Annotated in this window: 14 protein-coding genes; 11 read left to right on the plus strand and 3 right to left on the minus strand. The window is 70.8% G+C overall.

Annotated features, from left to right (window positions below; genetic code table 11):
• On the minus strand, positions 1–1,297 hold a 1,297-nt coding region (locus HY703_01205; protein ID MBI4543795.1), incomplete at its 3' end, for a hydantoinase B/oxoprolinase family protein.
• Between the two features lie 81 nt (positions 1,298–1,378).
• Between HY703_01205 and HY703_01210 the strand changes: the two genes are divergently transcribed.
• Genes HY703_01210 through HY703_01220 form a run of 3 tightly spaced genes read left to right on the plus strand, consistent with a single transcriptional unit; the run spans position 1,379 to position 4,187 of the window.
• The gene (locus HY703_01210) at positions 1,379–1,651 is read left to right on the plus strand and encodes a hypothetical protein (GenBank protein MBI4543796.1); all 273 of its coding nucleotides are present in this window, start codon (positions 1,379–1,381) and stop codon (positions 1,649–1,651) included.
• 36 nt (positions 1,652–1,687) lie between these two features.
• Positions 1,688–3,046 carry a sigma-54-dependent Fis family transcriptional regulator gene (locus HY703_01215; GenBank protein MBI4543797.1) on the plus strand — a complete coding sequence of 453 codons (1,359 nt, stop codon included), beginning with the start codon at positions 1,688–1,690 and terminating at the stop codon, positions 3,044–3,046.
• A 13-nt stretch (positions 3,047–3,059) separates the two neighbouring features.
• The gene (locus HY703_01220; protein MBI4543798.1) at positions 3,060–4,187 is read left to right on the plus strand and encodes a N(4)-(beta-N-acetylglucosaminyl)-L-asparaginase; all 1,128 of its coding nucleotides are present in this window, start codon (positions 3,060–3,062) and stop codon (positions 4,185–4,187) included.
• A 155-nt stretch (positions 4,188–4,342) separates the two neighbouring features.
• On the opposite strand, the gene HY703_01225 is transcribed toward HY703_01220, so the two are convergent.
• Entirely contained in the window at positions 4,343–4,621 is a 279-nt protein-coding gene (locus HY703_01225; protein MBI4543799.1) for a hypothetical protein, read from the minus strand.
• A gap of 304 nt (positions 4,622–4,925) precedes the next feature.
• Here HY703_01225 and HY703_01230 point away from each other — a divergent pair, with 304 nt between their 5' ends.
• The 8 genes from HY703_01230 to HY703_01265 all read left to right on the plus strand — a co-directional run bounded on the left by HY703_01230 (position 4,926) and on the right by HY703_01265 (position 12,563).
• Positions 4,926–6,011, plus strand: coding sequence for a tetratricopeptide repeat protein (locus tag HY703_01230; protein MBI4543800.1), 1,086 nt, complete (start codon positions 4,926–4,928; stop codon positions 6,009–6,011).
• Entirely contained in the window at positions 6,008–6,985 is a 978-nt protein-coding gene (locus tag HY703_01235; GenBank protein MBI4543801.1) for a tetratricopeptide repeat protein, read from the plus strand. Before HY703_01230 ends, HY703_01235 begins: the two co-directional genes overlap by 4 nt.
• Positions 6,986–7,103: 118 nt before the next feature.
• The gene (locus HY703_01240) at positions 7,104–7,958 is read left to right on the plus strand and encodes a zinc ribbon domain-containing protein (protein ID MBI4543802.1); all 855 of its coding nucleotides are present in this window, start codon (positions 7,104–7,106) and stop codon (positions 7,956–7,958) included.
• A gap of 196 nt (positions 7,959–8,154) precedes the next feature.
• On the plus strand, positions 8,155–8,613 hold the full coding sequence (locus HY703_01245) for a c-type cytochrome (protein ID MBI4543803.1): 459 nt from the start codon (positions 8,155–8,157) through the stop codon (positions 8,611–8,613).
• A 1-nt stretch (position 8,614) separates the two neighbouring features.
• The gene (locus tag HY703_01250; protein ID MBI4543804.1) at positions 8,615–9,091 is read left to right on the plus strand and encodes a hypothetical protein; all 477 of its coding nucleotides are present in this window, start codon (positions 8,615–8,617) and stop codon (positions 9,089–9,091) included.
• Positions 9,092–9,307: 216 nt separating this feature from the next.
• On the plus strand, positions 9,308–10,390 hold the full coding sequence (locus tag HY703_01255; protein MBI4543805.1) for an isocitrate/isopropylmalate dehydrogenase family protein: 1,083 nt from the start codon (positions 9,308–9,310) through the stop codon (positions 10,388–10,390).
• Positions 10,391–10,464: 74 nt separating this feature from the next.
• Positions 10,465–11,673, plus strand: coding sequence for an acetyl-CoA C-acyltransferase (locus HY703_01260; GenBank protein MBI4543806.1), 1,209 nt, complete (start codon positions 10,465–10,467; stop codon positions 11,671–11,673).
• Positions 11,670–12,563, plus strand: coding sequence for a slipin family protein (locus tag HY703_01265; GenBank protein ID MBI4543807.1), 894 nt, complete (start codon positions 11,670–11,672; stop codon positions 12,561–12,563). Before HY703_01260 ends, HY703_01265 begins: the two co-directional genes overlap by 4 nt.
• An 82-nt stretch (positions 12,564–12,645) precedes the next feature.
• On the opposite strand, the gene HY703_01270 is transcribed toward HY703_01265, so the two are convergent.
• Positions 12,646–13,221 (minus strand): hypothetical protein (locus HY703_01270; protein MBI4543808.1); only part of this gene is annotated, 576 nt, incomplete at its 5' end.

Genomic DNA, 13,221 nt, shown 5'->3' on the forward strand with positions numbered 1-13,221 from the left:
CCGGCCCCGCCCCCATGCCGCCGCCCACCGTCTCGTAAAACGCGAAGGGCGCGCCGCTGCGCGGGTCCAGCCCGCCCACCGAGATGTTGTTCATGGTGCCCTGCGACTGCGCGGGGATCAGCTCGGGCAGCGCCTGCGCCAGCGCCAGGAACACCACGTCCGTGATGCGCTGAGAGGTTTCCACGTTGCCGCCCGCGACCGCGGCCGGCGGCGCCGCCGCGACCAGGCTGCCCGCAGGGAGCACGAGATGCACTGCCTCCATGGCGCCGCCGCCCGCCGGCAGCGGCTGCCCCAGCAGCGCCTCGACCACGCAACGCACGGCGTAGCGCACGCAGGAGGTGGTGATGGCAGCGACCGCGTTCACCCCGCCGGCCGCCTGCGCCGCCGTTCCGCTGAAGTCCGCGATCAGCGCGCCCTCTCCCACAGTGAGCTGCAGGCGGATGGGCAACGGGCCGCTGCCGCAGCCGTCGTCGTCCAGCACGTCCTCCGCTCGGTAGACGCCGGCCGGGATGCGCGCAATGCCCGCCCGGACCAGCCGATCCGCGTAGGCCAGGAGCGAGGCCATGGCCAGCCGCACCTCCGCCACGCCCCGCCGCGCAACCAGCTCCAGCAGCCGCTGCTCGCCCGCGTGCAGCGACGCGAGCTGGGCGGCCAGGTCGCCCTCCCGCTCCGCCGGCGTGCGCACGTTGCTCAGGATCAGCTTCCAGACCTCCTCGTTCCGCTGGCCGCCGCGCACCAGCAGCAGCGGCGGGATGCGGAGCCCCTCCTGATGGATGTCCCGCGCCAGCGGCATGGACCCCGGCGCCATGCCGCCCACGTCGGCGTGGTGCGCGCGCGCGGCCAGGTAGGCCAGGGGAGTTCGAGCAGTTCTGCCCGGCGCGCGGAACCCGGCGACCGGAACGGGAACCGGATCGGGTACGGGTACGGGTACGGGTACGGGTACGTTACCGACGCGGCAGTACACCGGCATGACCACGGTGATGTCCGGCAGGTGCGTGCCGCCGCGGAACGGATCGTTGAGCACGGCAATGTCGCCCTGCGCCAGCGGGCCCAGCTCGGCAAGCACGGCGGCCACGCTGAGGGGCATGGCTCCCAGGTGGACGGGCATGTGGTCGCCCATCGCCACCACCCGTCCCTGCCCGTCGAAGAGCGCGCAGGAATAGTCGCGCCGCTCCTTGATGTTAGGGGAGTGCGCCGCCCGCCGCAGCGCCGCACCCATGGCTTCGGCCAGGGCGGTGAACAGGTGACGGTACACCTCCAGCCGGACGGGATCGAGTGGCAGATCGTCTCTTTGCATCCGCTGGCTCGCGGGTTAGATTCGTCGCACGAAATTCGCGTCCGTTCGAGCAGCCGTGGGGGCCCCCATCAGGAGGTGGGATTGGCGCGCAGGAAGCAAGAGAGGAGCGCGTTCGACCGGGCGCGAGACGAGTTGTTCAGCCATATCCACCGCTGCGATGTGATCGGCGCCACGGAGGCGCAGCAGCGGGAGTGGATGGCCGATACGCTGCAATTCATGGCGGAGCGGTACCCCAGCCTGACGGCGCCGGAGCTCGAGCAACTGAGTGTGCTGGGCCTGCGCTTCTGCAAGCCGGTGATCCCGCACGGCAGCCAAGATACTGCGCCGTCTTCGGAGGACGCAAACGCCGCTTGATGGGGCGCCCCTGGCCCCGATACGGCGCTTCGCTGTATGAGCCGATCCATCCTCCTGATTGAGGACGATGCCGACGTGCGCGCCACGCTGGCGCGCTTCTTCGAGCGTCGCGGCTGGCTGGTCAGTGGCGCGGAGGGCGGCCGCCCGGGCCTTGAAGTGTACGACCGCGAGCGTCCCGATCTGGTGCTTCTCGACCTCGAGCTGCCCGACCTTCCCGGCCTCGACGTGCTGCGCGTGCTGCGCGAACGCGACAGCGCTGCCGCCGTCATCATGCTGACCGGCTACGGCGACATCGCTACTGCGGTCGCAGCCATGCGCCTGGGCGCGGAGAATTTCCTGACCAAGCCCGTCGAGCTGCCGCACCTCGAGGCAGCGGCAGAGCGCGCCCTGGAGAAGGTCGAGTTGCGCCGGCTGAGCCGGTTCCTTGCCGAGCGCGAGGGCGATGCACCAGGGCTGGGCTCGCTCGGTCGCTCCCCGGTCATGCGCGAGATTGTCCGGCAGATCGAGCTGCTCGCAGCCAGTGACACCACGGTGCTGCTGCTCGGCGAGACGGGCACGGGGAAGGGGTGGGTCGCCAAGCTGCTGCACGCCCTGTCGCCGCGCGCGGGTGCGCCGCTGATCGAGGTGAACTGCGGCGGGCTGACCGCTACCTTCCTGGATTCCGAGCTGTTCGGCCACGAGCGCGGCGCGTTCACGGATGCCAAGGCGCAGAAGCGCGGACTCTTCGAGATCGCGCACACGGGCACGCTGCTGCTGGACGAGATCGGCGACCTGGCGCCCGAACTGCAGCCCAAGTTGCTGAACGTGCTGGAGAGCCGGACGTTCCGCCGCCTGGGCGGCACCCGCGAGATCGAGGTGGACGTGCGGCTGATCGCCGCGACGCACCACCCGCTCGAAGACGCGGTGCGCGCCGGCCGCTTCCGCGAGGACCTGTATTACCGCCTGGCCGTGCTCCCGCTGCGGCTGCCGCCGCTGCGCGAGCGCGGGCCCCAGGACATTGCCGAGCTCGCCCGCCGGCTGCTCCTGGACCTGCGCCGCCGCCTGGGCCGCGGTCCCGGGCGCTTCTCCGCCGAGGCGCTCGACCTGCTCACGCGCTACTCCTGGCCCGGCAACATCCGCGAACTGCGGAACGTGCTGGAACGCGTCCTGCTCCTGGGAGCTGGCGCGGAGGAAGTGCTGCCCGCACACCTGCCCACGGAGCTGACGTCAGTGGCCGGCCCGCCTGGCCCCGATTCGGATCCCGGCCTTTCCCTGGACGAGCTCGAGCGCCGCCACATCGCCCGCGTGCTGGCCCATCACGCCGGCAACCGCTCGCGCGCCGCCCGCACACTCGGCATCTCGCGCGCCGCTCTCTATCAGAAGCTGCGGCGCTACGGCCTCGAGCACGTTTCCTGACCGGAGCCATGCCATGAGCTCGCGACGCAACTTCCTCCGAACCACGGCGGGCGCCGGTCTGGGCGCTGCTACGCTCGGCCGATTTCCGTTCGCCCGGGAGCTGGCTGCTGCCCCGATCAGTCGTGCCGGCGCGCTGAGACCCGTGGTCATCGCCAGTGCCAACGGGCTCCAGGCTGTCGAGCGCGCGATGCAGACGATCCAGGCGGGGGGCGACACGATCGAGGCGGTCGTCCAGGGCGTCAACATTGTGGAGCTTGATCCGCAGGACAACTCCGTGGGCTATGGCGGCCTGCCCAACGAAGACGGCGTCGTTCAGCTTGACGCCTCGGTCATGCACGGGCCGACGCGTGGCGCTGGCGCCGTGGCCTCGCTGGAAGGCGTGAAGACGCCCTCCCGCGTGGCCGTCGCGGTCATGCGCTACACGGACCATGTCCTCCTCGTGGGAGCCGGCGCCCGCGAGTTCGCGCGCAAGCTGGGGTTCAATGTCAACGAGGATCTGTTGACGGAGGACTCCCGCCGCCGCTGGCTCGAGTGGCGGGCCAGCCTTTCGCCGGATGATGACTGGATCTCCCCCGAGGAAGCCGGCGCGCCCCCGCTCCGCACGGGCGGACGCGGCGCCATGGCCGACCCGCGCCGCGATGGCGAGCGCGCGCTGCTCGACTCCTATGACGGCTTGCGCCCCTGGGGCACCATCAACTGCAACGCGGTCGACCGGAATGGCAACATCTCGGGCGTGACCACCACCAGCGGCCTGGCCTGGAAGATCCCGGGCCGCGTGGGCGATTCCCCCATCCTGGGCGCCGGACTGTACGTGGACAATGATGTGGGCGCCTGCGGCTCGACCGGCCGCGGCGAGGCCGTGCTCAAGACGGTAGGCTCGCACACCGTCGTCGAGAACATGCGCCGGCGCATGAGCCCGACCGACGCCTGCCTCGAGGCGTTGCACCGCGTCGTACGCTGGACGGTCGAAAAGCGACTCCTCGGGCCCGACGGCCGCCCCAACTTCAACGTCAACTTCTACGCCCTCAACAAGAACGGCGACTACGGCGCCGCCGCTATCTGGTCGGGTTCCCGCTTTGCCGTCAGCGTGGACGGCCGCGCCCAGCTCCGCGACTCCGCCTACCTCTTCCAGCGCGCCTAGCCTCCGGAGCGAGTGAGGCTTGGGAACGGCACTTGCGCCGCACCTTCTATCAGGTGGGCATCCGCATCGGCCTCGAGCGTTTCCTCGAGGTGGACTGGAAGTGGTACCTGTCCGAGGTCGTGTACCCGCCCGTGGCCGCCCCCTGACCCCTCCCGCTACTCGCCCAGCAGGCCCCGCAGCCGGCGGGAATTGCGCACCCGTGCCGCCGCGGCCTGCCCGGACTCGAGGCGGGCCAGCACGCGCCGCGCTACAATGGAGGCGCGCGGCTCCGTCGGCTCCAGCGCCTCGAGGTAGACGTCCAGCGCGCGATCGAGGGGCAGCTCGTCCCCGATGGCCGAGACCACCTCCAGGGCGTTGCGGACGTGCGTCTCCACTACCGCCTCCTCGGCGCGGGCGAGGGCAATGAGCAGCCGCCGCCGGCCCTCCTCGCTCAAGCGGCGCCTTCGCAGCCAACCAAACACGGATGCCTCCCGGCACCTGTTGCCGTGCGCCGCGCGGCCGGTTTCCTCCATCCGGGCGCGCGCACTGATAAAATGGTCGCGCGGGCGCGGCGGCGGCAAGGCTGGGGAGCTTAGCGGCGCGTCGGTGGAACCCCGGGAACCCTCTGGCCCGCGCCCGCGCGACTTATTACATTAAACGTGCCGCACTCGCGGCTCGCGCAGCCGCACCCGCGGCGTCTCTTCCCACCCCACTGATCCGCAGGGCTCCCGTTCCGTGGCAGAGAGGAGGCGCTGAAGCATGGCCACCCCGTTCCTCAGCTCTGAGGAGTACGACGAGCGCGCCCACCGGCTGTACAATGATGGCGACTACGAGGGCGCGCTACACACGCTCAAGGAGGGGCTCCATCTCTATCCCGATTCCGTCGAGCTGCTGGTGGGCCTGGGCTACACCCGCCTGGCACGCGAAGAATTTGTCTGGGCGAAGCAAGCGTTCGAGAAGGCGCTGCTGCTCGAGGCCGACGACCACGACGGGCTGGTCGGGTTGGGTGAGGTGCTGCTTCGCTTCGGCCGCCACCCAGAGGCCCAGCGGCTCTTCGCGCGCGTGAGGGCCGCCGCGCCCGACGACCTGGACCTCTTCCTGTCCATGGGCCGGGCGCTGTACCGCGAACGTCTGTTCTCGCAGGCGCGGGCCCTGTTTGACGAGGCCGTGCTGCGCCACCCTACCAGTCCGGAGGCCGCCGCCGCGCTCGGCTACACGCTGCACCGCCTGGGCGAGGACGTGGCGGCCAGGCGGCATCTGCGCCGCGCGCTCAAGTTGGACCCCACGCATCACGAGGCACGCATTTACCTGGCGCATCTGCTCTACGACCGCGGCGACTGGCGGGCTGCGCTGCAGGAGTACGAGCGCGTGCCGGCGGCCGAGCACTGGGAAGCCGTCGCCGTCTGGCGCACCCTCGAGCTGAAGCGCGCCATCCTGGGCCTCGAGGCAGGCGATCCCGGCCTCGGCGAATGGGAGGCGCGGCTGCGCGAGCTGGAGGCCGAGGCCGACCCGCTGGACGAGCTGCTGGCGGATCTCGAGAACGCGGCGCGCGAGGCCCCGCGCCGCGAGCCGCCGCGGCTCGGCCGGCGGCGGAGGGAGCCCGGCGCCAGGCATCGCGTGCGGCTGCCCGACGGCCGGGTCTACGCCGGCACCTGGCTCGATATCGTGAAGCAGCTCCGCGACGCGAACGGCCGGCCGGGCGAGAGCCTCGCACAATTCATGCATCGGCAGGCCGCGGAGCAACGCAGCCGGGTGGGTGCCTTGATCCCCAGCCACGATCCCGAGGCGTTCCTGCGAGCCAGTGCGCGGGCCGGGCTGTTGAGCATTGAACCCGTGAGCCGATGACCGATCCGGTTCGCGTCCTCCAGCCGCTCGATGCGGCGGAGGCCGCGATTCGCAAGCTGACAGACTACGAAGCCGCTGACGAGCTGGCTCGCGCGCTGCAGGCGACGTGGGCGGCCGTGCAGCGCGCCCTGCGGTTGCTGCTGCGATCGGATCCTGCCACACCCGACGAGTTGCGCCTCACCGCCCTCTCGATCGAAGATCTGCCCCCCGCCCGCTTGCTCGAAGTGCTGCGTCAGCGAGATCTGATCTCGCTGGAATTGGCGGGCCAGCTCCACGAGCTGCAGCAGGCGGCGCAGCGCGCGGAAGGCGGCGCGCAACGCGCGGCCGATGCCGACCTGGCCCGGCGCGTGGCCGAACGCGTCCGTGCCGAGGTCCACATGCTGGCCGAGCGCCCCGTGCGGGAGGCCGCTCGCCACGCCGTGGCCTCGCGCATGATTGAGGAGACTGCGCATGCCGTGCCCCCGCCGGGCGCCGGGCGACGCTTCGTCTTCCTGGCAGCCAGCGTCGCGCTGCTGATCCTGGTCGTACTGGCGATCGTGGTGCTCGTGGCGCTGGACAGGCAGACGGACAAAGCCATTGCCGCCTTCCGCGCGGGCCGCCTCGAGACCGCCGAGACGCGCTTCCGCGAAGTGCTGGAAGACGAGCCTGAGAACGTGACCGCGCTGCTCTATCTGGGCCGAGTGTACCGGCGCCAGCAGCGCCACCACGAGGCGGCCGAGGTCTTGCAGCAGGCGGCCCGCCTGAACTCTGGCGACGCCGATGTGTATCGAGAGCTCGGCCACCTCTTTCTGGCCCTCGGCCAGCTACGGCCCGCAGCCAAACAGTATCGCCACGCTCTGGATCTCGATCCCGAGGAGCAGCTCAACTGGATCGCTCTCGTCCGCGCACTTCGTGCCCTTGGCGACCCGGCCGCCGAGCGGCTGCTCCGCGCCGCGCCGCCCGAGGTTCGCGCCGCGCTGGCCCGCGGCCCCTAACCCCACCGGTCCCGCCGCCGCGCCACAGTCCAGCTTGGCGAGGCCGCCGAATCCATAGCCCGCAACTTTCATGACCGAGCCCGTGTTGGCTCGCCTTCACCGTTCTCTGGTGGAGGCCATGCGTCGCACCCGGCCGGACGCACTCGATCAGTCGATCACGGTCGCGGAGATCTATCAGGATCTCGTGCCCTACCGCCGGGTGCGCTCCACGTTGGGCGTGGAACTGAATGCAGACTACGAGCACGCTGTCATGCGCCTGCTGGCCGGCGAGGGCGGGCTGGTGCGCCTCGAGCCGACTGAGGTGCAGCAGCAGTTGCGGCGTGAGCTGGGATCCCCCAACCCCAATGTCGGGCTGTTCCGGCAGTTCGCGGCATGCGACGCCTGGGTGACCATTCCTCCGGCCGAACCCCCCCGGAAGGAGGCCGTCCCGGCGGAGCCTGTTCCGGCCTCCGCCTCCGCCGCGGCCGCTGCAGCACCGGCCCCAGCCGCGCCGCCCGCGGCGCCGGCCAAAGCTGGGGCCGCCCCTTCCCCCCCGGCGCCGCGCCGCGCAGCAGTTCCGCCGTCCGCGGCCCCCGCCAGGAAGGCCGCCCCGCCGGTCGCGGCACCCCTGCCCGAGCGCACGGTCCGTCGCGGAGGCACGGTCACGCCGCTTTCCCCTGCAGCGACAGGGGCGGCAGGAAAACGCCAGGCGCCGGCCGCCGAGCCCGGGCTGGAACCCTCTTCTCCGGTCCTGCCCCAACGAGCTCCTATGTCGATGCCGCCACGCGAACCCGTCGCTCAGCCGCGGCAGCGCGCGGTCCCGGCCCCGGCTTCCTGTCCCTTTTGTGGCGAGCGCCTGCCCAAAGCCAAGACCGTGCGTTACTGCCCTTTCTGCGGCGGCAACCAGCGCACACGGCCCTGCCCCGATTGCGGCGAGATCCTCGAGGTCAACTGGCGCTACTGCATCGCCTGCGGCCATGCCGTGACGGACTAGCCTGGATTCCCATGGTCGGGAGTTGACCTAACGCGCCGGGTGCGCTGCCGTGGGAATCCGGGCTAGTGGTTTTTTTCCTTGACCGTGTTCACACCCCCGTCTATCTTCCGCGCGGCCCAGACCGGTTGGGCCGCGGATGCGTGCTTGCGGCGGGCTGTTCGGCCCGTGCGGATCCCTCGATTCCAGGAGGAGGCTGATGCGCAGGAAGGAGTGGGCCGTACCGTTCGCCCTGCTGGGGATGCTGGCCCTGGCGCTGCCCGCGTGCCGAGCGGAGGAGGCACCCGAGGTAGCCGAGGAGCAGGCTCCTGCCACGCCGGCGCCGGAGCAGCCGGCCCCCGGCGCTATTGCGCTGCCGGAAGGCGTGACGCAGGAGATGGTGACCCAGGGCCAGCAGCTCTTCACGGGCAGCGGCAACTGCTTCACCTGCCACGGCCAGGACGCCAGGGGTACGCAGCTTGCCCCCAACCTGACCGACCAGGAATGGCTCAACATCTCGGGCAGCTATGACGAGGTCGTGAAACTGGTCAAGACGGGAGTGCCGCAGCCGAAGCAGCACCCGGCAGCCATGCCTCCTATGGGCGGCGTTTCCCTTACCGAAGACCAGGTGAAGGCTGTAGCCGCCTACGTCTACACGTTAAGCCGCGGCGGCACCTGAGTTGGCAGCGCAGGCTGTGCCGGCGCCGGGGCGCCGATTCCGTCGCCCCGGCGCCGTTTTCTTCTTCGCCCTTCTCTTCTGCGCCTGTGATGCGCCGCCGCCGACCCGCTCGGGCGGGGCCGTGCTCGAGCTGGGTGAGGACACGATCCGCCTCGCCCCCGGCGCCACGCTGCACCAGGTGATGCTCCATGCCGATCCCGGCGGCGCAGAAATGCGCCCCGAGACCGTCCGCGCCCGGGCCGGCGACGTCGTGCGTTTCACCGCCGCCGACGCCCAGCCCCACGCCGTGGTCTTCGATGCCGGCCGCCTCGCCCCGCCGCTGCGCGCGTTCCTCGAGCGGACAGGGCAGCTCCGCGGCCCGCCGCTGATCTCGGCCGGCGCCGCCTGGGTGGTAAGCCTGGATGACGCGCCGGCCGGCGCCTACCCGTTCGCCTGCCTGACGCACGGCGCTCTGGGTCTGCTCCTGGTTTCCGACTGAATCTTTCCCGCCGCCCACTGCCGGGCGTCGCACAACCCTGCGCATTTTCCCCGGTCCATTGTGGGCCGGCAATTTGCATATTTTGGCAGCAGAGAAAAGGGCGGCGAGCGCCGCGCCGCCTAGCGTCGCCGCACCCGGCCCGCCGCCCGCAGAGGGGTGCACCGCACGGTCCCTCACCCTGGCGGCGCCGCGACGCACACCAGTATACTCGCGGCCATGTCAAGGATCGCCGTCATCCCGGGGGATGGCATCGGCGTCGAGGTGACGCAGGAAGCCGTGAAGGTTCTCCGCTGCATCGCCGGGCTGGCCGGTCTCGAGCTCCGCCTCGATGACTGGGATCTCGGCGCCGAACGCTATTTGCGCAGCGGTGTGGCCGTGAGTGAGGACGAGATGCTGGTGCTCGCCCGGGATTACGACGCCATCCTGCTCGGGGCGCTGGGCGATCCCCGGGTTCCGGACCACGCCCATGCGCGTGCCATCCTCCTGGGGCTGCGCACGCGGTTGGACCTGTACGTCAACTTCCGGCCGGTCCAACTCTTCGATGCCGCGCTCTCGCCGCTCAAGGGCGTGGCGGCGGAAGAACTCGATGTCGTCATCTTCCGCGAGAACACCGAAGGCCTGTACAGCGGCGCCGGTGGGCAGCTCCGCCGCGGCACGCCAGACGAGATCGCGATCGAGGAGGACGTGAACACGCGCCGCGGCGTGGAACGCATCATCCGCGCAGCCTTCCAGTACGCCCGCGCCGCCGGCCGCGGCCGCGTCACCCTCGCGGACAAGGCCAACGCCATGCGCTACGCGGGCGAGCTGTGGCGCCGCGTGTTTGCCGAGGTGGGTGCCGAGTTCCCCGGGATCGAGCGCCACGCCATGTACATCGACGCGCTCGCCCTGGACCTCGTCCTCCACCCCGCGAAGTACGACGTCATCGTGACGTGCAACCTGTTCGGCGACATCCTCAGCGACCTGGCCGCCGCGCTGGCCGGCGGACTCGGCCTCGCGCCCTCGGCCAACCTGCACCCGGGACGCGCCGGCCTGTTCGAGCCGGTCCACGGCTCGGCTCCCGATCTCGCCGGCACCGGCCGGGCCAATCCTATGGCCGCGATCCTCAGCGCCGCGCTGCTGTTGGACGAGCTGGGCCTCAGCCGCGAAGCCCACCACATCCAGGAGGCGGTTCGCCGCTCGATCCGGCTGCACCTCACGACTCCGGACCTGGGCGGCACCCTGACCACGCCGGAGGTGGGGGACTTCATCTGCGAAGCGCTCACGCAAGCCTGGCAGCAGAACGACACGCCGCCGCGCTAGTGGTTGGCCGGCGGACCCATCCCCCGCACCGCGTGTAGCAGCCGGCGCGAAACTCGTCCGGTAAAGGAGCGCCCATGGGGACCCAGGGTCACAACCGAGACGTGGTCTTCCTCTCCGGCCGCCGCACCGGCTTCGGCTCCTTTGGCGGCACGCTCAAGGGCCTTTCCGCTACCGAACTGGGCGTCATCGCCGCTCGCGCCGCTATCGAGAGCGCCGGCATCTCCGGCGACGCCATAGACCACGTCATCTTCGGCAACGCGCTGCAGACCTCTTCCGACGCCATCTACCTGGCCCGCCACGTGGGGCTGCGCGCCGGCGTGCCCGTGCCGGTCCCCGCGCTGACGCTCAACCGGCTGTGCGGCTCCGGCTTCCAGGCCATCATCAGCGGGGCGCAGGAGATCCTGCTGGGCGAGGCGCAGGTCTGCCTTTGTGGCGGCGCCGAGTCCATGAGCCAGGCGCCGCACGTGCTGCGGGGCGCGCGCTGGGGCGAGCTGCGGCTGGGCGAGGCGGGTGGGTTCCTCGAGGACTTGCTCTGGGCCGCGCTGACGGACACTCAGTGCCGTCTCTCCATGGCCCAGACGGCCGAGCGCCTCGCCGAGCGCTACGGCGTCACGCGTGAGGAGGCGGATGAGGTCGCGTACCGCTCGCAGATGCGGGCCAGGCAGGCCTGGGCGGAGGGCCGCTTCGATGCGGAGGTCGTGGCCGTCCCCGTCCGCACGCGTAAGGCCGAGGTCCTGTTCCGCACGGACGAGCACCTGCGTCCGGATACCACGCTCGAGGGGCTGGCCGCGCTCAAGCCGTATTTCCGCGAGGACGGACTGGTCACCGCCGGCAACGCCAGCGGCATTGGTGACGGCGCCGCAGCCGCCGTGATCGCGGACGCCGCCTGGGCGGCGCAGACCGGCGTGCCCCCGCTCGGCCGACTGGTCGCCTGGGGCGTGGCCGGCGTCGAGCCGGACATCATGGGCCTTGGCCCGGCGCCTGCCAGCCGCAAGGCCCTGGCCAAGGCTGGGCTGGCCCTCGAGGACATGGACCTGGTCGAGGTGAACGAGGCGTTCGCGCCGCAGTTCGCCGCGGTGGCCCGCGAGCTGGGCCTGGACCCCGAGAAGACCAATGTGAACGGCGGCGCCATTGCCATGACCCACCCGCTGGCCGCCTCCGGCGCCCGCATCACCGTACACTTGCTCCACGAGCTGCGCCGCCGTGGCGGGCGCTACGGCCTGGGCACCGCCTGCATCGGCGGCGGTCAAGGCGCGGCCGTCATTGTCGAGGCCCTCTCATGATCGAAATCCTGATCCCCGTCGGCCTAGCCTCCATCATCATGTTGTGGACGTCATTGCGTGTGCTTCGGGAGTACGAGCGCGGCGTCATCTTCCGCCTGGGCCGCCTGATCGGCGGCAAAGGGCCGGGCCTCATTTTCCTCGTCCCGCTGGGCATAGACCGCATGGTCAAGGTCTCCCTGCGCATTGTCGCGCTGGACATCCCGCCGCAGGATGTGATCACGCGGGACAACGTATCGGTCAAGGTGAACGCTGTTCTCTACTTCCGCGTCGGCCAGCCGGTCAAGGCGATCTGCGAGATCGAGGACTACCTCTTCGCAACCAGCCAGCTCGCGCAGACCACGCTACGCAGCGTGATCGGCCAGGCCGAGCTGGATCAGCTCCTGGCGGAGCGCGAGCATTTCAATCAGATCCTGCGCCAGATCATTGACGAGGGCACGGACCCCTGGGGGATCGAGGTGACCGCTGTCGAAGTGAAGGATATTGACCTGCCCCAGGAGATGAAGCGGGCCATGGCGCGGCAGGCGGAGGCCGAGCGCGAGCGGCGCGCCAAGGTGATCGCCGCGGCAGGTGAGTTCCAGGCCGCCGGCAAGCTGGCCGAGGCGGCCAACGTCATCAGCAGTGCTCCCGGCGCCCTGCAGCTTCGCTACCTGCAGACCGTGGTCGAGATCGCTGCCGAGAACAATTCGACCACCCTCTTCCCCATCCCCATGGAGCTGCTGCCGCTGCTCGAGACGGCGGGACGCGCGGCGGGGGCGGCTCCCGGCCGCGCATCACGAGCTACGTCCGGCGAGCCAGCGGCCGAGCCGGCGCTGCCGCCGCCGGCCAGCCTTGGCACGGAGCTTGACCCGAGGAAGAGCGAACGGGGCAGGGAGCCCGTCCGACCCCGGTAAGCTCGGGCGCCCCGCGCCCGCGAGTTCCGCCAGATCTTCTGAAGCTCGGACCGAGTCCCCGAAATGTCATCGCGTGTGTGCACTAGCGCCGCCGCAGCGACCAGACGATGCCGAAGTTGGCGTATGGCCCACTCCAGTCCACCTCGAGCGGATCGTCGCCATCATCGCCGCAGCATAGCGTCTGGCTGAAGCCCGTCGAGCTGTCCTCGTCCTTGAAGGTGGCGGGAGCGCGAACGTAGCGGTAGCCGCCGCGAGCCATGATCCCCACATCGCTGCCCAGCATGAACGTCAATCCCAGCGCCCCGTGCCCACCGACTCCGCCGGCCGAGTACTCGATGACGTTGACATTGCCGAACGCCGCGTAGCGGCCGTTCATGAGCACGATGTCCAGCCCGGGCTCGAGGGTCAGGAGCACTCGGGGGCCGAGCGCCTGCCGGTAGGCGAGCACAAAGTTCAGGAAGGTGGCATCAAAGAAGACTTCCGTCCGCCCGAATTCGCTGACCTCCGTGCCCCAGATCGCGCGCGGCACCGTTCTGGCCACCTGCATCCCCACCCCCAGCTCCGCGCCCCCGGCCAGCGGCAGCCCGATCATCAGATCGAACCCCAGCAGCGCCGTGGAGCCCGAGTCGGCTTCGGCGGCGCCATCGCCAGTTATGAA

This window comes from Gemmatimonadota bacterium (assembly GCA_016209965.1).
In the GTDB taxonomy this organism is placed as follows: Bacteria; Gemmatimonadota; Gemmatimonadetes; order Longimicrobiales; family RSA9; genus JACQVE01.